This is a genomic window from Paracoccus sp. (in: a-proteobacteria) (assembly GCF_030538495.1).
In the GTDB taxonomy this organism is placed as follows: domain Bacteria; phylum Pseudomonadota; class Alphaproteobacteria; order Rhodobacterales; family Rhodobacteraceae; genus Paracoccus.
Genome location: NZ_JAUNTW010000012.1, coordinates 14944 through 36577, shown reverse-complemented (window position 1 = coordinate 36577; position 21634 = coordinate 14944). Strand labels below are relative to the sequence as shown.

Annotated in this window: 20 protein-coding genes and 1 riboswitch; of the genes, 17 read left to right on the top strand and 3 right to left on the bottom strand. The window is 65.6% G+C overall.

Annotated features, from left to right (window positions below; genetic code table 11):
- Positions 1–28 precede the first annotated feature (28 nt).
- The 9 genes from Q4G20_RS11720 to cobJ are packed head-to-tail and all read left to right on the top strand — an operon-like array spanning position 29 to position 10467.
- Positions 29–394: a DUF1636 domain-containing protein gene (locus Q4G20_RS11720; protein WP_303343640.1), complete on the top strand. Its 366-nt coding sequence runs from the start codon at positions 29–31 to the stop codon at positions 392–394.
- Positions 395–1297 carry a GIY-YIG nuclease family protein gene (locus tag Q4G20_RS11715; protein ID WP_303343639.1) on the top strand — a complete coding sequence of 301 codons (903 nt, stop codon included), beginning with the start codon at positions 395–397 and terminating at the stop codon, positions 1295–1297.
- Entirely contained in the window at positions 1294–2334 is a 1041-nt protein-coding gene (gene cobW, locus Q4G20_RS11710) for a cobalamin biosynthesis protein CobW (RefSeq protein WP_303343638.1), read from the top strand. Before Q4G20_RS11715 ends, cobW begins: the two co-directional genes overlap by 4 nt.
- On the top strand, positions 2334–5546 hold the full coding sequence (cobN, locus tag Q4G20_RS11705; protein ID WP_303343637.1) for a cobaltochelatase subunit CobN: 3213 nt from the start codon (positions 2334–2336) through the stop codon (positions 5544–5546). Before cobW ends, cobN begins: the two co-directional genes overlap by 1 nt.
- Positions 5543–7282: a hypothetical protein gene (locus tag Q4G20_RS11700; RefSeq protein ID WP_303343636.1), complete on the top strand. Its 1740-nt coding sequence runs from the start codon at positions 5543–5545 to the stop codon at positions 7280–7282. The genes cobN and Q4G20_RS11700 overlap by 4 nt, the downstream gene beginning before the upstream one ends.
- Positions 7279–8361 carry a precorrin-3B synthase gene (locus Q4G20_RS11695; RefSeq protein ID WP_303343635.1) on the top strand — a complete coding sequence of 361 codons (1083 nt, stop codon included), beginning with the start codon at positions 7279–7281 and terminating at the stop codon, positions 8359–8361. The genes Q4G20_RS11700 and Q4G20_RS11695 overlap by 4 nt, the downstream gene beginning before the upstream one ends.
- On the top strand, positions 8361–8990 hold the full coding sequence (locus tag Q4G20_RS11690; RefSeq protein WP_303343634.1) for a precorrin-8X methylmutase: 630 nt from the start codon (positions 8361–8363) through the stop codon (positions 8988–8990). The genes Q4G20_RS11695 and Q4G20_RS11690 overlap by 1 nt, the downstream gene beginning before the upstream one ends.
- Positions 8991–8992: 2 nt before the next feature.
- Positions 8993–9736, top strand: coding sequence for a precorrin-2 C(20)-methyltransferase (locus tag Q4G20_RS11685; RefSeq protein ID WP_303343633.1), 744 nt, complete (start codon positions 8993–8995; stop codon positions 9734–9736).
- The gene (gene cobJ, locus Q4G20_RS11680; protein ID WP_303343632.1) at positions 9733–10467 is read left to right on the top strand and encodes a precorrin-3B C(17)-methyltransferase; all 735 of its coding nucleotides are present in this window, start codon (positions 9733–9735) and stop codon (positions 10465–10467) included. The genes Q4G20_RS11685 and cobJ overlap by 4 nt, the downstream gene beginning before the upstream one ends.
- Here the strand turns inward: cobJ and Q4G20_RS11675 are convergent.
- Positions 10443–11186 carry a cobalt-precorrin-6A reductase gene (locus Q4G20_RS11675; protein WP_303343631.1) on the bottom strand — a complete coding sequence of 248 codons (744 nt, stop codon included), beginning with the start codon at positions 11184–11186 and terminating at the stop codon, positions 10443–10445. The genes cobJ and Q4G20_RS11675 overlap by 25 nt on opposite strands.
- Between Q4G20_RS11675 and cbiE the strand changes: the two genes are divergently transcribed.
- The 7 genes from cbiE to cobF all read left to right on the top strand — a co-directional run bounded on the left by cbiE (position 11185) and on the right by cobF (position 17060).
- A complete protein-coding gene (cbiE, locus tag Q4G20_RS11670; protein WP_303343630.1) occupies positions 11185–12375 on the top strand; it encodes a precorrin-6y C5,15-methyltransferase (decarboxylating) subunit CbiE in 1191 nt (396 codons plus the stop codon). The two genes, Q4G20_RS11675 and cbiE, sit on opposite strands and share 2 nt — an antisense overlap.
- Positions 12357–12737, top strand: a complete 381-nt coding sequence (locus Q4G20_RS11665) for a cobalamin biosynthesis protein (RefSeq protein ID WP_368660797.1) — start codon at positions 12357–12359, stop codon at positions 12735–12737. Before cbiE ends, Q4G20_RS11665 begins: the two co-directional genes overlap by 19 nt.
- A 127-nt stretch (positions 12738–12864) precedes the next feature.
- A complete protein-coding gene (cobM, locus tag Q4G20_RS11660) occupies positions 12865–13638 on the top strand; it encodes a precorrin-4 C(11)-methyltransferase (protein ID WP_303343629.1) in 774 nt (257 codons plus the stop codon).
- On the top strand, positions 13635–14942 hold the full coding sequence (locus Q4G20_RS11655; RefSeq protein ID WP_303343628.1) for a cobyrinate a,c-diamide synthase: 1308 nt from the start codon (positions 13635–13637) through the stop codon (positions 14940–14942). Before cobM ends, Q4G20_RS11655 begins: the two co-directional genes overlap by 4 nt.
- Positions 14943–14951: 9 nt before the next feature.
- On the top strand, positions 14952–15320 hold the full coding sequence (locus Q4G20_RS11650; protein WP_303343627.1) for a hypothetical protein: 369 nt from the start codon (positions 14952–14954) through the stop codon (positions 15318–15320).
- A gap of 26 nt (positions 15321–15346) precedes the next feature.
- Positions 15347–15560: riboswitch (cobalamin riboswitch) on the top strand.
- Between the two features lie 32 nt (positions 15561–15592).
- A complete protein-coding gene (locus Q4G20_RS11645; RefSeq protein ID WP_303343626.1) occupies positions 15593–16258 on the top strand; it encodes an energy-coupling factor ABC transporter permease in 666 nt (221 codons plus the stop codon).
- Between the two features lie 46 nt (positions 16259–16304).
- Positions 16305–17060, top strand: coding sequence for a precorrin-6A synthase (deacetylating) (gene cobF / locus Q4G20_RS11640; protein WP_303343625.1), 756 nt, complete (start codon positions 16305–16307; stop codon positions 17058–17060).
- Here cobF and Q4G20_RS11635 read toward each other — a convergent pair.
- Complete coding sequence (locus Q4G20_RS11635) at positions 17048–18481, bottom strand: CAP domain-containing protein (RefSeq protein ID WP_303343624.1); 1434 nt, start codon at positions 18479–18481, stop codon at positions 17048–17050. The genes cobF and Q4G20_RS11635 overlap by 13 nt on opposite strands.
- Before the next feature lie 199 nt (positions 18482–18680).
- On the opposite strand from Q4G20_RS11635, the gene Q4G20_RS11630 reads away from it, so the two are divergent.
- Positions 18681–20195 carry an alkaline phosphatase gene (locus Q4G20_RS11630; protein WP_303343623.1) on the top strand — a complete coding sequence of 505 codons (1515 nt, stop codon included), beginning with the start codon at positions 18681–18683 and terminating at the stop codon, positions 20193–20195.
- A 451-nt stretch (positions 20196–20646) separates the two neighbouring features.
- Here the strand turns inward: Q4G20_RS11630 and Q4G20_RS11625 are convergent, their stop codons facing one another.
- Complete coding sequence (locus Q4G20_RS11625; protein WP_303343622.1) at positions 20647–21609, bottom strand: acetyl-CoA carboxylase carboxyltransferase subunit alpha; 963 nt, start codon at positions 21607–21609, stop codon at positions 20647–20649.
- Between the last annotated feature and the right edge of the window lie 25 nt (positions 21610–21634).

Here is a 21634-nt window from a genome sequence, read left to right as displayed (position 1 = left end):
CGTGCGCCATCTGCGCCAAGGGGGTCTGATGACCGAAATTCTGATCTGCACCACATGCCGTCTGGGCGCACCCGATCCCGACGCCCCCCGCGCGGGCGCGGTTCTGGCCGAACGTCTGGCGGGCGCTCTGCCGCCCGAGGTCACCCTGCGCCCGGTCGAATGTCTGTCCAACTGCACGCGCGGTTGCACGATCGTTCTGCAAGGCGGGCCGGATCGCTGGACCTATATTTACGGCAATCTGGACCCCGACCAGCATATCGACGCCGTGATCGCCGGCACCGTCGCCTATGCCGCGACGACGGACGGGCTGGTCCCATGGCGCGACCGCCCCGACCATTTCCGCAAAAACTGCATCGCGCGGATTCCGCCTCAGATGCCGAAGCAGGAGGGCTGAATGAAGGGCTATACCATCCAGCTTTATATGCCCGAAGGCACTCCTGACGGGCTGTTGATCGCGTCGCAATTCGGCTGGACCGGGCAAATCACGGTCGCGCGTCAGACGACGTTTGACAGCTTGCTGCAACGCGACGATCTGGACCGGCCGGGGGTTTATATCCTGTCCGGTCCCGACCCCGACCATCCCAGCCGCAACCGCACCTATATCGGAGAGGCGGACAATATCCGCGACCGGATCAAACCCAGCGCGAATGAGCAAGGCGACTGGTGGGAAATCGCCGCCGCTATCACCACCAGCGACAATACCCTGAACAAAGGGCATATCCGCTATCTGGAAGCGCGGCTGATCGAACGCGCCCATATGGCGGGGCGCGTCCATCTGACCAATGGCCAGCAGCCCAAACCCGAACGCCGTTACCTGCCCGAGGCCGAGCGCGCGAATATGGAACGCTTTATCACCACTCTGGCCAGCATGTTGCCGGTGGTGGGGCTGGATTTGCTGAAACCCGCCCCGGCGGCGGCGCAGAATGCGGCGACAGCCCCCGTTGCTGAGCCGCGCTTTGTCATCGCCCATAAATCCGGCCTGAACGCGCAGGCCACCGAACGCGGGGGCGAATTTATCGTGCTGGCCGGGTCGCAGGTGCTGCGCGATCCGGGCTATGTCCAAAACAGCTATGCCGGGCTGCGCCAAACGCTGATGGATGACGGCACCATCACCGATGGACCGGACGCGTTTTTGACCTTTGCCACGGATACCGCGTTCAACAGCCCATCCGCCGCCGCTGCGGTGATTCTGGCCAGCAACCGCAACGGACGCACCGAATGGCGCATGACCGGCACGCAGCAAACCTATGCCGATTGGCAATCCCGAACCCTTCCTGACCCAAAGGACACGCTATGACCGACCTGACCAAAATCCCCGTTACCGTCATCACCGGCTTTCTGGGCGCGGGGAAAACCACGCTGATCCGGCATTTGATGCAGAACCCCGGCGGGCGACGGCTGGCGGTGTTGGTGAATGAATTTGGCACCGTGGGGGTGGATGGCGACATTCTGAAATCCTGCGCGGATGAGAATTGCCCCGCCGAAAACATTGTCGAACTGGCCAATGGCTGCATCTGCTGCACCGTGGCCGATGACTTTATCCCGACGCTGGAGACGCTGATGGCGATGCCGCAGCGGCCCGATCATATCCTGATCGAAACATCGGGGCTGGCGCTGCCGAAACCGCTGCTGAAGGCCTTTGACTGGCCCGCGATTCGGTCGCGCATCACCGTGGACGGGGTGATCGCCCTTGCCGATGCCGAAGCCGTGGCGGCGGGACGCTTTGCCAGCGATGTGGACGCCGTGGACGCGCAGCGCCGCGCAGATGACAGTCTGGACCACGACACCCCACTGGCCGAGGTGTTCGAAGATCAGATTGCCTGCGCCGATGTCGTTTTGCTGACGAAATGCGATCTGGCGGGCGATGACGGTGTGGCGGCGGCGCGCGCGGAAATTGACGCCCACGCGCCGCGCAAGCTGCCGATCCTGACCGTGACCGAAGGCGCGATTGACCCGCAGGTCATTCTGGGCCTGAACGCCGCCGCCGAAGACGATCTGGCCGCGCGTCCCAGCCATCATGACGGGGCCGATGATCACGAACATGATGACTTTGACACCGTGGTCATGGACCTGCCGGAAATCCGCGATCCGGCGGCTTTGGTCGCGGCGATTGAACGGCTGGCGGTTGAACAGCACATCCTGCGGGTGAAAGGCCACGTCGCCGTCACCGGCAAACCCATGCGCCTGCTGGTGCAGGCCGTAGGCGCGCGCGTGCGGCATCAATATGACCAGCCATGGACCGGGCCGCGCGCCAGCCGTCTGGTCGTCATTGGCGAACATCACGATGTGGACAGGTCGGCGATCCGCGCGGTTCTGGACAGCGCCATTCTCTGATGCACGTCATTTTCCGCGAAAGTCACGGGCTGGATGAAACCGACGCCCCCTATGACCCCGGCCAGACGCCGGGGGATATGGTGGTGTTGTCGTTTTCCGACAGCGATCTGGGCGCTTTTGCGGCGGCGTGGAACCAATGGGGGCGGCGGGGGGGGCTGCCGTCTCTGCGGCTGTGCAATCTGGTGGCGCTGCGTCACCCGGTGTCGGTCGATACCTATATCGACCAGACGCTGAGCGGCGCGCGCGCCGTTCTGATCCGCCTGATCGGGGGCGAAGGGTATTGGCCCTATGGTCTGGCCTCGGTTCAGGATCTGGCGCGGCGGCGAGGGATTGCGCTTGCGGTGCTGCCCGCCGATGGGCGGGCGGATGCACGGCTGGATGACCTGTCAACGCTGCCGGTGCCGGTGCTGCGCGATCTGGCGCGGCTGTGCGATATGGGCGGCGCGGTTGCGGCGGGGCAGGCTTTGGTCACGCTGGCCCATGCGGCGGGGCTGGATGCGACGCCGGTTCCCGGCCAGCCTGCCTTGCCCGATATGGGGTTTTACGACCCCGACCATGGCGTGATCGCCGCCCCCCCGCCGGGGCGGCTGGTCGTGGTCAGTTTTTACCGCAGCTATCTGACGGCGGCGGATACCGCGCCGGTGGATGCGCTGATCCGGGAATTGCGGGCGCAGGGCTTTGCCGCCTGCGGGGTCTTTGCGCCGTCGCTGAAATCGCCGGGCTTTGCGCCATGGCTGGCGGGGACTGGGATCGCACCGGTGGCCATCATCAATGCAACCGGGTTTTCGGCGCAGTCGGACGCGGGCGGGCCGTTCCGCGCATGGGATTGCCCGGTGTTTCAGGTCGCCCTGTCCACCAATCGCCGCCGCGAATGGGCGGCTGCGGAACGCGGTCTGTCGCCGTCCGATCTGGCCATGCATGTGGTCCTGCCCGAAGTTGACGGCCGCATCTTTACCGGCGCGGTCAGTTTCAAGGCCCCGCAACCCCGTGACGCCGATCTGCAATTTTCACGCTTTGCGCATCGCCCCGATGACGCGCTGATCCGGGCCGTGGTGGCGCGGGTGGCGGCGTGGGACCGGCTGGCGCAGAGCGCGCCCGATGATCGCCGGGTGGCGCTGATCCTGTCCACCTATCCGGGGCGCGACTGGCAGATGGCCCATGCGGTCGGGCTGGATGCGATTGCCTCCGCCGATGCCGTCGCCGCGATGCTGGGCGCAGAACCGGGGGCGGATGCGCTGCGCCATGACCGCATCGCGTGGCCACTGGCCGATTACCGCGCGGCACTGGCCCGCCTGCCCGACGCTCTGCGCGATGATCTGGCGGCGGCGTGGGGCGAGCCGGACAGCGACCCCGATTGCCAGAACGGCGCGTTCCATTTCGCCGCCACCCGGCGCGGCAACCTGACGCTGGCCCTGCAACCCGAACGCAGCCACCGGGCGGGGCGCGATGATGATTATCACGACCTGACACGGGTTCCGCGTCACGCCTATGTCGCGTTTTATCTGTGGCTGGCGGGTCAAAGCCCCGACGCGCTGATCCATATGGGCGCGCATGGCACATTGGAATGGCTGCCGGGAAAATCGGTAGCGCTGTCGGGCGATTGCTGGCCGCAGGCGCTGATCGGGGCGGTGCCGGTGATTTACCCCTTTATCGTCAATGACCCCGGCGAGGCCGCACAGGCCAAACGCCGCATCGCGGCCGTCACGCTGGGCCATCTGCCCCCGCCGATGATCGCGGCCAGCCTGCCGCCCGCTATGGCCGGGCTGGAACGGCTGCTGGACGAATATTCGACCGCCGACGGGCTGGACCCTGCGCGGCGCGACCGGCTGATCGACAGCATCCGCGATCAGGCCCGCGCATCCGGCGTTGAAACCGATCTGGGCATCCCCTCTGATGCCAGCCCGGCCGAGGCGATCACCCGCATCGACCGCTTTGTCTGCGATATTAAGGAAAGCCAGTTCGGGCAGGGCCTGCATATTTACGGCACCGGCGATTGCGGCGCGGATGAACGCGCGGGGCTGATGGCGGCGCTGTCGGGGCGCTTCGTCGCGCCGGGGCCGTCGGGGTCGCCCGCGCGGGGGCGGCGCGATGTGATCCCCACCGGGCGCAACCTGTTTGGCGTGGACCCTCGGGCCGTGCCGACGCCTGCCGCCCATGCCCAAGGCGTCAAGCTGGCCGAGGAATTGTTACGCCGTCACCTGCAAGATCACGGCGACTGGCCGCGTGGTCTGGTCGTCGATCTGTGGGGCAGCGCGACCATGCGCACCGCGGGCGAAGAATTTGCCATGGCCCTGCATCTGGCCGGTCTGGCACCCGTCTGGGATGATGCGTCGGGCCGCGTGACCGGGGTTCAGGTCACGCCGTTAACCCTGCTGCGGCGTCCCCGCATTGATGTGACGCTGCGGGTATCGGGGCTGTTTCGCGACGTGTTCCCGGTGCTGGCGCAGTTGTTTGAAACCGGCGCGGCGGCACTGGCCGAACGGGATGAGGACGCCGCCGACAACCCCTATGCCATGCGCGGCGCGCGGGTCTTTGGCCCGCAGCCGGGGCAATATGGGCTGGGCATGGGCGTGGCCGCCGACACATTCACCGACGCCGCCCGTCTGGCCGCCGGTGAGGCATGGTTAAACGCCTCTGCCTGGGCCATCGGCGCGGATGGGCAATCCCGCCCCGACCGCGCGGGCCTGGAACGCCGCCTGTCCGGGGCCGACAGTTTTGTTCACGCGCAAGATTTGCCCGAAAGCGATCTGTTGCTGGCCGCCGATTATGCCGCGCATGAGGCGGGCTTTGCCGCCGCCATGGCCCGCATCGGAGCGGATGCGCCCGCGCTTTATCATCTTGACGCAACCCAGCCGGACCGTCCCCGCGCCCGCACCCTGACCGAAGAAATCGCCCGCACCGTCCGCGCCCGCGCATCCGACCCCCGCTGGGCGGATGGGATGCGCGCGCATGGGTTCCGGGGCGCCGCCGAAATCGCCGCAACGCTGGACCATATGGCGGCCTTTGCGCATCTGGCGGGCGCGGTGCCGCCACATCTGTTCGACCTGTATCACGACGCGACGCTGGGCCGCGACGATGTGGTCGCGTTCATGGAACAGGCCAACCCCGCCGCCTTGGCCGCCATGCGCGACCTGTTCCGCCGCCTGCACGACGCGGGGTTATGGGTGACGCGGCGCAATTCGATCGCGGCCAGTTTGGGGGGCAGGGAATGACCCACGCGCCGACGAATACCGCCACGAAAGGGCGCGCGGCATATGGGGTCGAACGCCGCGCCCGGGTGTGTGGCGTTAAGGTTAATGGCGAGGTGAGGCAGGTGCTTGCCTTGGTCGATTGCAGCATTAACCTTAATACGACGGAACGGCTGCGCCGGTGCCGGACCATCTTCGCCACGACACCACCGAACGAAGATGTTCGTCGCCAAACACCCAGCCAAGACCGACCCGCCAATTTCCGCGCAGCGGGTCACATGCTTCAGCGCCCCCGCACGCAGTGCATTAAGGTTAATGGCAGGATCACATGCCGCCCCGCTCTGCTTCGTCACGCGATTAACCTTAATGCGGCGGTGTGGCTGGAACCTCTGCGGGCCATCCCTGCCATCACTGCCGATAATCGCACCGTCGCCCCAAAACGCGGCGTTATTCAGTGGATGCCCAACCAACCCTGCCCCGCTAATATCCGCGCAGCGGATCACAAAAACCCACCATCACATACCGACTGCGTTAAGGTTAATGCCGGGGCGCGGCAGCGTCTGACCTTGGTCGGCCATGCCATTAACCTTAACGCGGCGGTGTGGCTGGAACCTCTGCGCACAACCCCTACCGCCACAGGCCACAATCGCGTCGTCGCCCCAGAACGCGGCGTTACTCAGCGGATGTCCAACCAGCCCTGCCCCGCCAATTTCCGCGCAGCGAGTCACATGGCGCGGTCTACCCGCACGCAGTGCATTAAGGTTAATGGCAGGATCACATGCCGCCCCGCTCTGCTTCGTCACGCGATTAACCTTAATGCGGCGGTGTGGCTGGAACCTCTGCGGGCCATCCCTGCCATCACTGCCGATAATCGCACCGTCGCCCCAAAACGCGGCGTTATTCAGTGGATGCCCAACCAACCCTGCCCCGCTAATATCCGCGCAGCGGATCACAAAAACCCACCATCACATACCGACTGCGTTAAGGTTAATGCCGGGGCGCGGCAGCGTCTGACCTTGGTCGGCCATGCCATTAACCTTAACGCGGCGGTGTGGCTGGAACTTCTGCGGGCCACCTCAACCATCACCCCCCATCATCGCGCCATGCCGCCAAAACACGGCGTTGTTCATCGAACAATCAACCACCCTTGCCACGCCAACATCCGAACAACGGACCACACGGCGCGGTCTGTCCGCGCGCAGCGCATTAAGGTGAATGGCGGGATCAAATACCACCCTGTTTTGCTCGATCATATCGTTAACCTTAATGCGCAGGTGTGGCCGAAACCTCTGCGCTCCATCCCTGCCATCACAGCCGATAATCGCACCGTCGCCTCAGAACACGGCGTTATTCAGCGGATGTCCAACCAACCTTGCCTCGCCAACATCCGAACAACGGATCACATGGCGCGGTCTACTCGCGCGCATCGCATTAAGGTTAATGGCGGGATCACATGCCGCCCGGCTCTGCTTCGTCATCCCATTAACCTTAATGCGGCGGCGGGCCTGCCTGCTCTGCGCGCCACCTCCGTCATCCCTCTCCTACCCCACCCTGTTCTTTCTCGGGCACACAGCCAGCCCACGCCAAACACGATCAACACGGCGCGGGCCACTCGCTCGCAGCGCGTTAAGGTTAATGATCGCTGGTCAACCCAACCGGCCATTAACCTTAACGCTAGGCGTCTGCGCCCGTCCCTCTTTGCCACGGGGTCCGTTCAAAGCCACGCCCGCATCACCCCAACCCAAGGACTCACCCCATGACCCACATCAAAGGCTGGTGTCCCGGCGCGTTGCGCCCGATGGAGTCGGGGGATGGTTGGGTTGTGCGGGTGCGGCCCAATGGGGGGCGGCTGAGTGCGGCTCAGGTCGTGGGGATTGCCGATGCGGCGCGGGATTTTGGCAATGGGCGGATTGATCTGACCGGACGGGCGAATGTGCAGTTGCGTGGGGTGACGCCCGACACGCACCGCCCGTTGATCGACGCGCTGCGTCACCTTGGCTTGATTGATGATGACATCGCGGCGGAAACGCGGCGCAATATCATCGTGACGCCCTTTGCCGATACGGACACCGACCGGATCGCGGCGGAACTGGCGGCGGCGCTGCGCATCTGCGATCTGACCCTGCCCGCCAAATTCGGCTTTGCCGTCGATACCGGCGCCGCGCCGGTGCTGACCCAAACCCCCGCCGATATTCGGATTGAACGCAGCGATGCGGGCCTGATCCTGCGCGCCGATGGGATGGCGCGGGGGGCGGCCTATCGCGGCGCGGATGATGCGATTGCTCTGGCCCGGTGGTTTCTCGAACAGGGCGGCGTGACGGATGGGCGTGGGCGGATGGCGGCGCTGACCGCGCGGGTGCAGCCGCCCGCCGACCTGATCCCTCGGGCCGGGGTCGCCCCGCCCGGCCCCGGCCCGACACCGCAGGGCGATCTGGTCGCGTTTGAATTTGGCCAGACCGACGCGGACACTCTGCGCGCGCTTGGCGCAATGCGGGTCACGCCGTGGCGCATGGTGCTGGTCGAACACGCGCCCGACCATCCGGGCCTGATCCGCGACCCCGCCGATCCGCGTTTGCGGGTCATGGCCTGCACCGGCGCGCCCGGCTGTCCGCAGGCCCATGCCGCCACGCGCCCCCTTGCCCGGACACTGGCCCCTCTGATAGCTGACGGCGATATTCTGCACCTGTCGGGATGCGCCAAAGGCTGTGGCTGGCCTGCCCGCGCTGATGTGACGCTGACCGCCACGCCGCAGGGATGGGATCTGATCCGTCAGGGCCGCGCGGGCGATCCCCCCGTGATGCGCGACCTGAGCCCCGACCAACTGCCAGAGGTGCTGTAATGCCCCATGATTACGAAAAAAACGGTGCCGCGATTTACCGCCAATCCTTTGCCACCATCCGGGCCGAGGCCGACCTGTCCCGTTTTGACGCCGACGAAGAACCCGTTGTTGTCCGCATGATCCACGCGGCGGGGCTGGTCGGGCTGGAACGCGACGTGCAGTTCACCCCCGGCATGGCGACCGCCGCGCGCATCGCGCTGATGCAGGGCGCGCCGATCCTCTGCGATGCGCGCATGGTGTCCGAAGGCGTGACGCGCGCCCGTCTGCCCGCCGATAATGCGGTGATCTGCACCCTGCACGATCCGCGCGTTCCCGATATGGCGCGCGATATGGGCAACACCCGGTCGGCGGCGGCATTGGAATTGTGGCGTCCGCATCTGGCCGGTGCCGTCGTGGCGATTGGCAATGCGCCGACCGCGCTGTTCCATCTGCTGAACATGCTGGAAGACCCTGACACCCCCCGCCCCGCCGCGATTATCGGCTGTCCGGTGGGCTTTGTCGGCGCGGCGGAATCCAAAGACGCGCTGATGGCTGCGCCGCCTGCGCCTTCGGTCATTGTGCGCGGGCGTCTGGGCGGGTCCGCAATCACCGTGGCCGCGATCAACGCGCTTGCCAGTCGAAAGGAATAATCATGGGCCGCATCATCTGCGCCGGTCTGGGGCCGGGCGATCCTGACCTGATGTCGGTGCGCGCCGACCGCGCCATTCGCGGGGCCGCGCATGTGGCGTTCTTTCGCAAGGCCGGGCGGCAGGGGCAGGCCCGCCGGATCGTGGCCGATATGCTGCGCGCGGATGTGGTTGAATATCCGATGGAATATCCGGTGACGACCGAGATCCCGTTCGACAGCCCGGACTATATCGCGCAACTGTCGGGGTTTTATGACGATTGGGCCGACCGTCTGGCCGAACTGGCCGCGGATCATGATGTGGTGGTGCTGTGCGAAGGCGATCCGTTTTTCTATGGGTCGTTCATGCATCTGTATATCCGCCTGCGCGACCGGGTGGCGGTTGACGTGATCCCCGGCATCCCCGGCATGGCGGGCTGTTGGAACGTGTCGGGCCAGCCGATCACATGGGGCGACGACGTGCTGTCGGTGCTGATGGGCACGCTGTCGCAGGAGGATCTGACCGCGCATATCCGCCGGTCCGACGCCGTGGCGATTATGAAAACCGGGCGCAACCTGCCCAAAGTCCGCCGCGCTTTGGCCGCCGCTGGGCGTCTGGACGATGCGTGGCTGATTGAACGCGGCACCATGCCGGGTCAGCGCATCGCCCCGCTGGCGCAGGTGGGGGACGACGATTGCCCCTATTTCGCGATCGTGCTGGTCCATGGTCAGGGACGCCGGCCAATGGCCTTGGCGCAGGTGGCGCAATGACGGGATGGGTGACGGTCGCCGGTCTGGGACCGGGGGATGACGGGATGGTGACGCCTCAGGTCCGGGCGGCACTGGATCAGGCCACGGATGTGATCGGTTACATCCCCTATGTCGCGCGGGTGGCGGCGCGTCCGGGGTTGAACCTGCATCCGTCCGACAACCGGGTGGAACTGGACCGCGCGGCGCACGCGCTGCAACTGGCGTCTCAGGGCGCGCGGGTCGTGATCGTGTCATCGGGCGATCCGGGCGTGTTCGCCATGGCATCGGCCCTGTTCGAGGCCGTCGAGTCCGCCCCCGAACACCTGAACGCCGATATTCGCATCCTGCCCGGCATCACCGCGATGCTGGCCGCCGCCGCGCGCGCCGGTGCGCCGCTGGGTCATGATTTTTGCGCCATCAACCTGTCGGACAATCTGAAACCCTGGGCCATGGTCGAACACCGGTTGCGCCACGCCGCGCGTGGCGATTTCGCCATGGCGTTTTATAACCCGCGTTCCGCCAGCCGCCCGCATCACTTCGCGCAGGTGCTGGACCTGCTGCGGGCGGAATGTGGGCCGGACCGGCTGATCATCTTTGCCCGCGCGGTCAGCACGCCGGACGAAACCCTGCGCGTGGTGACGCTGGCCGAGGCCACGCCTGACATGGCCGATATGCGCACCGTGGTTCTGGTCGGCAATGCGGCGACGCGGCGGGTGGGGCCGTGGGTCTATACCCCCCGGCGGGCGGATTGATGCAGCCACGCGATCACCGCGCCGGGATCGTCCACCACCGGGCGCGGCGGGATAAAGGGGCGGTCGATCATCACGACCCGCACCCCCAAATCGCGCGCGGCGGTCAGTTTCGCAACCGCCCCCGTCCCCCCCGCGTTTTTCGCCACCAGATGCGTGATGCCGTGGCGCTGCATCAGGTCGCGGTCGCCCGCGACCGTGAACGGCCCGCGCGCGATGTCGATGTGGCAATCGGGCAAGGGGGACACATCCGGCGCATCGACCAGCCGCAGCAGATAGTGATGCCCGCGCGCGGCAAAGGGGGCCAGATTTTGCCGCCCGATGGCCAGAAACACCCGCGCGGATCGGTCGGGCAGCGCGTCAACCGCTCCCGCAATATCAGGGACATGGCACCAGTCATCGCCCGGCCCCGCGCGCCATTCCGGGCGCTGCACCGCAACCAGGGGCGTGCCGGTGACGCGACAGGCCGCGACCGCATTGGCGCTGATCTGCGCGGCAAAGGGGTGGGTCGCGTCCACCACATGACTGATCCCATGGTCGCGAATATACCCGGCCAGCCCATCCACCCCGCCAAAGCCCCCGACCCGCACCGGCAAGGGTTGCCCCACCGGCGCCGCCGTGCGCCCGGCATAGGAAAACACCCCCGCAATCCCGGCATCGGACAGGTGGCGGGCGGTCTGGCTGGCCTCGGTCGTGCCGCCCAGCAACAGGACGTTTATCATGATTGATCCATGGGTCACCCTCATCGGCATTGGCGAAGATGGCCTGACGGGTCTGTCCGATGCAAGCCGCACAGCGCTTGACGCTGCGGAAATCATCATCGGCGGGCCGCGTCATCTGGCACTGGCGGGTGCGGGGGACCGGGGGCGCGAATGGCCGGTGCCGTTCGACGTGGCCCCGGTGCTGGCGCTGCGCGGGCGGGCCGTGGCGGTGCTGGTGTCGGGCGATCCGTTCTGGTTCGGAGCCGGAGCCAGCCTGACCGCGCATCTGACCCCCGGCGAATGGGTCGCTCATCCCGCGCCGTCCTGTTTCTCGCTTGCGGCGGCGGTGATGGGGTGGGCGGTGCAGAACACGGCCTGCGCGGGCCTTCACGCCGCGCCGTTCACGCGCCTGCGCCCGCATCTGACGCGCGGCTGTCGCATCATCGCCACGCTGCGCGACGGGAACGCACCGCGCGATCTGGCGGCGTGGCTGGTGGAACAGGGGTTCGGCGCGATGCAGATGACGGTGCTGGAACGGCTGGGCGGCCCGCAGGAACGCCGCCGCCAGACGCGCGCCAAAGCGTTCGACCTGACCGACATTGCCGCGCCGGTTGTGGTGGCGCTGAACGGGGCGGAGCTGCCGCGCGGGCTGGGCCTGTCTGCCGCCCCCGGTCGCCCGACAGCCGCGTTTCACCATGACGGCCAGATCACGAAATCCCCGATCCGAGCCTTGACCTTGGCCGCGTTGCAGCCGCGCCCGGATGCGCTGTTATGGGATATTGGCGGCGGGTCGGGGTCGGTTTCGGTTGAATGGGCGCTGTCGGGCGGGCGGGCGATCTGCATTGAACCCCGCGCGGATCGCATGGCCAACATCACCGCCAATTGCGACGATTTCGGCGTGGCGCATCGGGTGCAGCGGATCACCGGCGCGGCCCCCGATGCGCTGCGCGGCCTGCCCGAACCTGATGCCGTGTTCGTGGGCGGAGGCGGCAATGCCGCGATGTTCGACCTGATCCTGTCGTGCCTGCCCATCGGCGCGCGTCTGGTCGCGAATGCCGTGACCATCGACACCGAAGCCCTGCTGATGGCTCTGCACAAACAACATGGCGGCGATCTGCTGCGGATCGACATTGCGGGGTCCGCGCCTCTGGGCCGGATGCGAGGCTGGCAACCCGCGCGCCCCGTGGTGCAATGGGCGCTGACACGATGAAGATTGCGGGCTTTGGCTGTCGCCCCGGCACGGATGCGGGGGTGCTGCGCGCGTTGTTGGATCAGGCGGGCGGGGCGGATGTGTTGGCCACGATCCCCGACCGCGCGGCGGAACTGACCGCGTTGTCACGCGCAACGGGCCTGCCGCTGCATCTGGTCGATGTGGCAGGCGTCGCAACCCCCACCCAATCCCCGCGCATCATCGCGAAATTCGCCACGGGTTCGGTGGCCGAGGCCGCCGCATTAAAAGCAGTCTTGGCCGCCGCCGGTCCCGGCGCGCGCCTGACCGTGACGCGCCAAATCTCGCCTTGCGGGTGCGCCACAATTGCAATCGCCGCGCCCGCCCTCTCGGTTGGGACGTGAGTATTTATGCACAGAAGAAACCGCCGTTTCTCTTGTGTCTAAATACTCATGATCCCGCACCATCCGCCGGTGACGCGGCTTGCAGTTCAGCGCGTTTCGCGCCAGATGAACGGGCAGGAGAACACGCATGACCATACACTTTATCGGGGCCGGACCGGGAGCGGCGGATTTGATCACGCTGCGGGGGCGCGATCTGATCGCGGCCTGTCCGGTGTGCCTCTATGCCGGCAGTCTGGTGCCGGCGGCGTTGCTGGATCACTGCCCGTCCGGCGCGCGGATTGTGAACACCGCGCGCCTTAGCCTTGACGACATCATCACCGAAATGCAGGCGGCGCATGATGCGGGGCAGGATGTGGCGCGGCTGCATTCCGGGGATTTGTCCGTGTGGTCGGCCATGGGCGAACAAATCCGGCGTCTGCGCGCGGCGGGGATTCCGTTTGATGTGACCCCCGGCGTGCCGTCATTCGCCGCCGCCGCTGCTGCGTTGCAAACGGAACTGACCCTGCCCGGATTGGCGCAGTCGGTGGTGCTGACCCGGACGCCGGGGCGCGCATCGGCCATGCCCGGCGGCGAAACGCTGGCCGCCTTTGGCGCGACGGGGGCGACTTTGGCCGTGCATTTGTCGATTCACGCACTGGATCAGGTGGTGGCCGATCTGATCCCGCATTACGGTGCCGATTGCCCGGTGGCGGTTGTCTGGCGCGCCAGTTGGCCCGATCAGCGCGTGATCCGGTCCACGCTGGCGCAGGTCGAACGCGACGCGGCGGGGATTGACCGCACCGCGCTGATTCTGGTCGGGCGCGCTTTGGCCGGGGATGGGTTCGACGACAGCCGGTTATACGCCGCCGATTACGACCGCCGTTATCGCCCTGTGGGCGACGCACCCCGGTTTCCCGAATGACGCCGGGGGTGATGATTTCCGCGCCCTCGTCTGGGACGGGCAAGACCATGCTGATGCTGGGCCTGCTGAACGCGCTGCGGCGGCGGGGCTTGGATGTGCAGCCCTTCAAATCAGGGCCGGATTACATCGACCCCGGTTTTCACGCGGCGGCGTCAGGGCGGGCGTCGTTCAATCTGGATGCGTGGGCGATGACGCCGGGGCGCATTGCCGCGCATGTCACGGCCCAAGCCCCCGCCGATCTGATTCTGGCCGAAGGATCCATGGGGCTGTTCGACGGCGTGGCGCGTCCGGGCGAAACCGGCATCGGGTCGAGCGCCGAGATCGCACAGATGATGGGCTGGCCGGTGGTGCTGATTCTGGATGTATCCGGTCAGGCGCAATCGGCGGCGGCTGTGGCGCGGGGCTTTGCCACGCTGCGGCCCGATCTGCCCTTTGCGGGGGTGGTGCTGAACCGCGTGGCATCCCCCCGGCACGAAGCCCTGATCCGCGAAGGTATGACGCAGGCCGGCATCCCCGTTCTGGGCGCGCTGCCGCGTCAGGGCAACATCACCCTGCCCGAACGGCATCTGGGGTTGGTTCAGGCCGAAGAAACCCCGGAATTGCAAGCGATTTTGACCTATGCCGGGGATTTCGTCGCGCAGTATTGCGATCTGGACGCCATCATCGCGGCGGCGGCGGCGCGCGATCTGCCCAGCCCCGACGCCGCGCCCATCCCCGCGCCGGGGATGCGCATTGCACTGGCGCGGGATGCCGCGTTTTCGTTTGTGTATCCGCATGTTCTGGCGGCGTGGCGGGCGGCGGGGGCGACCATCCTGCCGTTTTCCCCGCTGGCGGATCAGGCCCCCGATGACAGCGCCGATTGCTGTTGGTTGCCGGGGGGGTATCCCGAATTGCACGCCCCCCGGATTGCCGCGGCTGGGCAGTTTCGCGAGGGTATGCACCGGTTTGCCCAGACCCGGCCGGTGCATGGCGAATGTGGCGGCTATATGACGCTGGGGGCGGGGCTGGTCGATGCGGACGGGGTGCGGCATCCGATGCTGGGCCTGTTGGGGCTGGAAACCAGCTATCAGAAACGGCGGATGCATCTGGGCTATCGCCGGGCGGAACTGGTCACCCCGATGCAGGGCGCGCGCGCGCTGCGGGGGCATGAGTTTCATTACGCCACCATCCTGTCGCAACCCGATGCCGCCCTGGCCCATGTCACCGACGCCACCGGCGCGGCGGTTCCGGAAACCGGGTCGCGCAGCGCCTGCGGGCGGGTGACGGGGACGTTCTTTCACCTGATTGCGCCCGCGACACACTAAGGACACATCATGACTCATCTATACCGTCTGTTTGGCGGCGTGCGCCGTGATTACCTGATCCGCGCCTATGTCATCAGCGCGGCTCTGCTGGCCCTGATCATGTGGGGCGTGCCGCAGCCGGCACTTGAAACCGCAACCGCGCCGGTCCGGTGGGCGATGACCGGGTATTACCTGCTGTGCTTTGTGCTGTTTCCCTTTGCCAAGCTGGTCTGGGACGACATCAAAGCCATGCTGATGGGCGACAGCGTCTGGATGCTGGGCGGGCTGCTGTTGCTGTTTGCCATGGTGATGAAGGTGATCGTCAACCTGTTTATCTGGATGTTTGCACCGTTTATTGCGCCCTTTGGGGTGGCCTTTGTTCTGTGGCGAAACCGCTGAGGCTTGACCCCCGGCCCGCTTCGCCCTTAGGTGAAGATCTGGATGGTGCCCATCAGATGCCAAGCATCGGGCCTAACCGGGAACGGGGAAAGGCGGACCCAATTGCGGCGCCCCAAGCCCCGGCCGCCCCCGCGACTGTATGCGGTAAGCGGACGCCGACACGCCACTGGGACACCGGGAAGGCAGGCGCCCCGCCATGACCCGCAAGCCAGGAAACCGGCCATGCCAGAGAAACCAAAGCCGTCGGGTGTGACGGCAACAGGAGATTTGTGATGCATATCGAACCGGGCGTCGTGACAGGCGCCAAAATCGTTCTGAGCTATGCGACCGCTGCAGGTGCTGGGGTCTATGGGCTGAAACTGGCATGGGATGCGGCGCGCGAAAGCGGGCTGGCCTCGGTCGTGGTGCGCGCGGTGCTGGCCACCGTTGCGACATTCGTTTTCTTTGAGGTGTTCCCCCATTACGCCGTCGGCGTGTCCGAGGTTCACCTGATTCTGGGCTCGACGCTGTTCTTGCTGTTCGGCGCGGGTCCGGCGGCGATGGGTCTGGCTGCGGGGCTGCTGTTGCAAGGGCTGTTCTTTGCGCCCAGCGATCTGCCGCAATATGGCATGAATGTGACCACGCTGTTGGTGCCGCTGTTTGCGGTCGCCGCATTGGCGCATCGGATCATCGCGCCGGGAACGGCCTATGTGGACCTGAAATACAGCCAGGTTCTGGCGCTGTCGGCGGCGTTTCAGGGCGGTGTTGTCGCATGGGTCGGATTCTGGGCGCTGTATGGCGAAGGGGTGGATGCCGTGGACGGGATCCTGTCCTTTGGCGCGGCCTATCTGCTGGTCATCGCTTTGGAACCGCTGGTTGATCTGGCCGTTCTGGCCGGTGCCAAGGCGGCGCGCGGTCTGCGCGGGTCGGCCATTGTGACGCCGCGCCTGTTCGCCTAAAACACGGGGGCGCGGGACGGACCCGCGCCCCAACCTCCGGCCCGATATGATTACCCTGACGCTGATCGGCATTGGTGCCGGAAACCCGGATCATCTGACCTTGCAGGCGATTGAGGCCATGCGGTCCGCCGATCTGGTTCTGATCCCCTTCAAAGGCGATGAAAAGGCCGATCTGGCCGGATTGCGCCGCGACATGCTGGCCCGGCATCTGGGACCGCAGGCGCGACAGGTGATGTTTGACCTGCCCCGCCGCGACGCGACCCGCGCCGATTATCGTGGCGCGGTCGATGATTGGCATGACGCAATCGCGGATGCGTGGCGGGCGCAGATCGACGCGCATTTGCCCGGCGGCGGCGCGGTTGCGTTGCTGATTTGGGGGGATCCGTCGCTGTATGACAGCAGTTTGCGCATTGCCGACCGGCTGGAGCGCGTGATGCCGCTGCGGTTGCAGGTCATTCCCGGCATCACCGCGATTCAGGCGCTGTGCGCGGCGCATCGGATTCCGCTGAACGCTATTGGCGCGCCGGTGCAGATCACCACGGGGCGGCGGTTGCGCGATCTCGGTTGGCCCGAAGGCGCGGATACGGTCGTGGTGATGCTGGATGGCGATTGCGCGTTTCAGCACCTGCCCCCCGATGGTGTGACGATCTGGTGGGGCGGATTTGTCGGCATGGCAAATCAGGTGCTGGATCACGGGCCACTGTCCGAGGCCGCCCCCCGCATCATTGCCACGCGCGCCCGCGAACGGGCCGCGCATGGCTGGATTATGGATATTTACCTGATGCGGCGTCAGAACAGATAAATATCGTTTGCGATCTGATCCACCGTGAAATCCGCGCCTTGGATGGTGATGCGATCCGTCGCGCTCAGATCAATCACAACACCCGTCGCGGTTTTGGTGATGTTTTTCGCGACAAAGCCCGTCACATCCGCCCCGACCACGGATTCCGCCAGCAGGATGCGGTCCACGCCGACCTGATAATCCGCGATCACATCGCGCCCGCTGCGCGCGTGGAACACAAAGCTGTCGGCCCCTGTGCCGCCGAACAGGGTGTCGTTCCCCATCCCGCCGGTCAGCGTGTCATTGCCGCTGCCGCCGCGCAGAACGTCGTGACCCGACCCGCCATCCAGCCAGTCATCGCCCGACCCGCCGAACAGTTCGTCGTCACCGGACCCGCCGAACAGGCGGTCGTCGCCGCGCCCTCCGCCAAGGCTGTCGCGCCCTGCGCCGCCATACAGTTGATCATCCCCGTCGCCACCGAACAGGGTGTCATTGCCCCCGCCGCCATACAGCATGTCCCGACCGACGCCGCCCGACAGGTAATCGTCGCCGGTGCCGCCATAGAGCCAGTCATCGCCGGCCCCACCATACAGCGCGTCATTATCCGCCCCGCCCCACAGGCTGTCCTGCCCCGCGCCGCCGATCAGCCGATCCGCCCCCGCCCCGCCATAGAGCTGGTCATTATGATCGCCACCATCCAGATAATCGTCCCCGGCCCCGCCATACAGGTGGTCGTTGGCCGTGCCGCCGAACAGCCGGTCATTGCCATCACCGCCAAACAGAACGTCGCGCCCGGCACCGCCGCTGATGGTGTCATCGCCCGCCCCGCCGCTGATGCGGTCCCGCGCGGCTGTGCCGATCAGCCGGTCCGCGCCCGCCGTGCCACGAATCACATTGCCCGCGACCGCCGGAATGGCCGAGGCCGCCCCCTGCGCCACAGCATCCACCACCGGCAGCGTGGTCTTTGAAATGGTCACATCCGGCGCAATGTCGATGTCATAGCGCCCAATCCGCGCGGCAAAATTCTGCGTTGTCATCACGGCGTCATGGCCGACAAATTCGCCCAGCGTGACCGAAATCCCGATCAGGTCAAAATCGGCGTGCAGGATATTGGCGCGGTGTCCGGGGCTGTTCATCAGGTTGCGATGCATCTGATCGACCTGCTGGGCGCGCAGCCCGTCCCATGTGCTGACCAGTGCCAGATTTTCGCCGACCGTCCAGCCACGCGACATATCGAAGCCCGCATCACGAATGCGGTCGGTCGCCGAACTGCCGTTTTCGCCGGTATGCGAAAACTGCCCCGACGCCATCACCCAATCCGAATGCGTCGCGGATGACTGATTCAGTGTCACCTCTAACTGAAGGGGGTGCAGGCCATAGGCTGCGCGTTCCCCGTTGATCAGCGACAACATATAGCGTTCCCAAGTGGTCGCGTGGCGCATAGCAAACCCCAAATAATCCAAAACCAAAGATGCCTGTTCTTTGCGCCGCTTCCCCCCGACAAGTAAAGCGCCCAGCTCGCCCCAGCATCCAACATAAAACTTAAAATTTTACTAAAATGTCCGCGCAGTTTCATCCAGTTGTCAAAAAGCCCCCGTAAATAGGTCGCAGTCTTTGACCTATCAACCTGTTTGGTGACTTATGAACACGTCTCTTCGTTCCGGCCTGCTGGCTGCTGTTTCAACCGTTGCGCTGACCCTGCCCATGGCAGCACAGGCCAATATCGTCAAAAACGTCATCATGATGGTGTCGGATGGCGCATCCTGGGGCACCTGGGATATGGCCAGCTATTGGGAATTCGGCGCCAAAGGCACCCAGGTTTATGACAATTTCGACGTCAAACTGGGCATGACCACGCAGCCGCTGAACACCTCGTCGCGGCCGACCTATAACGACACGCCGACCGTGTCCTATGACCCGGCACTGGCGTGGGATGGCACGCCGACGGCGCCGGGCAGCTTTGCAGGATATGACTATATCAAACGCGGCTATACCGACAGCGCCGCCGCTGGCACCGCATTGGCGACCGGCACCAAAACCTATAACAGCGGCATTTCGGTGGACAATTTCGCCCAGCCGCTGGCCATGATTACCGAAAAATACAAAGAGGCAGGCCGTTCGGTCGGCGTCGTCACATCCGTTCCGTTCAGCCACGCCACCCCGGCCGCCTTTGGCGCCAACAACATCAACCGCAGCAATTACGGCGAAATCGCCAGCCAGATGGTGTTCGGCGGCGTGCTGGACCTGATCATGGGCGCAGGCCATCCCTATTACACCGATTCGGGCATCGAACGCGCGCCGCGCTTTGCCAACGAAACCGGGTCGGGCGGCGGTTACACCCCGCGCAGCGTCTGGGAAAACCTGACCGGCGATGACGCCGCGATGACTCTGATCGAAGATCGCGCGTCGTTCGAGGCCCTGGCCGATGGCAGCCTGACCGTTGACGGCCGCCTGATCGGTGTGCCGATGGTGGCCAGCACCCTGCAATACAACCGCGACTGGCGCCTGTTCGATTACGACCCCAGCACCCCGACCTGGAGCGCCTATAACACCGCCGTTCCGTCGCTGGCGACCATGACCACCGGCGCGCTGAACCATCTGGGCAAGAATGACGAAGGGTTCTTTGTCATGATCGAAGGCGGGGCCGTCGACTGGGCCGCCCACGCCAACTGGACCGAAGCGATCATCGAAGAACAGGTCGATTTCAACCACTCGGTCCGCAATGCCGTGAACTGGGTCGAGGCGAATTCGAACTGGGATGAAACCCTGCTGCTGGTTCTGACCGACCATGGCAACGGCATGCCGATGGGGCCGAATTCCGACATCAACCCGTTCGAGCCGATCGAAAACCGTGGCGCCGGTGAAATCCCGGGCGTTCGCTGGCATTACGGCACCCACACCATCGAAAACACCCTGCTGTGGGCGCAGGGTGCGGGCGCGCAAGAGCTGAACAACCACATCATCGGCAACGATCCGTGGCTGGCCCTGACGCTGGGTCACAACAACGGTGATTATATCGACAACACCGGCATCTTTGGCGCGATCATGACGGCGTCGGGGATGCAGCCCGCGCCGGTGCCGCTGCCGGCGGGTGTGGTTCTGCTGGGCACCGGTCTGGTGGCCTTCGGCATCGCCCGCCGCCGCAAAGCTGCGTAAGGGCCGCGCGGGCGGCGTTTGCGTCGTCTGTGCGTGACGTTTTGAGGATGGCGCCCCTGCTTTGGTGGGGGCGCTGTTTTATTTGGGGTGGTTTGGCGTGGAGAGCGCCGGGGGCTTCGCGCCCCCGGACCCCCGCGGGATATTTGCGCCAAGATGAAAGAGGGGGAGTTGCGTCATGCCAAGGACGTCGAGCGTGAACCAGATAATGGCGATCACGAGAAGAATTCGGGCGCACCAATCAAAAGAGCCATTTGATCGCTTCTATGATTTGGTTGTCATGTTTTGGGGTCATGCAGATTGTGGCGCACACGGTGCCGGACGGGTGGGCCAAGCGGGGTAGAGCGACGGGCGGTCGTTTGGTGTAAGTGCGGGGCTGTTGCCCCGTTGCGGCGCGGGGTCATTCTGCGCGCCGGGTTGGCGGGGGCGGCGTCGGGCCGCCCAGCCGTCGGCGTTATGCGGTCAGGGCGTGGTTGCCCATGGTCAGGAATTTCTGGCGGCGGTCGCGGACCAGATCGGCGGGGGACAGGCCCGACAGATCGGCCAGCATCGCGGCGATTTCCTGACCCACGGCGGCGATTGTCCCCTGCGGGTCGCGTTGTGCGCCGCCCACGGGTTCCGCGATGATGCGGTCGATGACGTCCAGTTTCTTCAGGTCTTGGGCGGTCAGGCGCAATGCCTCGGCCGCGTCGCGCATCCGTTCGGCGTCTTTCCACAGGATCGAGGCGCAGCCTTCGGGTGAGATCACCGAATAGATCGAATGTTCCAGCATCGCGATGCGGTTTGCACTGGCGAAGGCGACCGCGCCGCCCGAACCGCCTTCGCCGATGATCACGCTGACCAGAGGCACGCCGATTTCCAGACATTTCTGGGTGCAGCGGGCGATTGCTTCGGACTGGCCACGTTCTTCGGCACCTTTGCCGGGATAGGCGCCGGGCGTATCGACCAGCGTAATCACCGGCAGGCCGAACCGATGCGCCATATCCATCAGGCGGATGGCTTTGCGGTATCCTTCGGGGCGGGCCATGCCGAAATTATGGGTAATGCGGGATTTGGTGTCGTTGCCTTTTTCATGGCCGATCACCACACAGGGCGCGTCGTTGAACCGCGCCAGACCGCCCATAACCGCGTGGTCATCACCGAACGCGCGATCCCCGGCCAGAGGCGTGTATTCCGTAAACAGCGCGTCAATGTAATCGCGGCAATGCGGGCGTTCGGGGTGGCGCGCCACCTGCGTTTTGCGCCACGGGTCCAGCGTTTTATACAGATCGCGCAGCAGGTCGGTGGCCTTTTTGTCCAGTGCCGCCGCCTCTTTTTCCACGTCAACGGCGCCTTCGCCTTTGCGCGCCATGATGCGCAGTTCTTCGGCTTTGCCTTCGATATCGGCAAGCGGCTTTTCAAAATCCAGATAGACCATCGGGCTGCCCTTGGTTGTTTGGTGC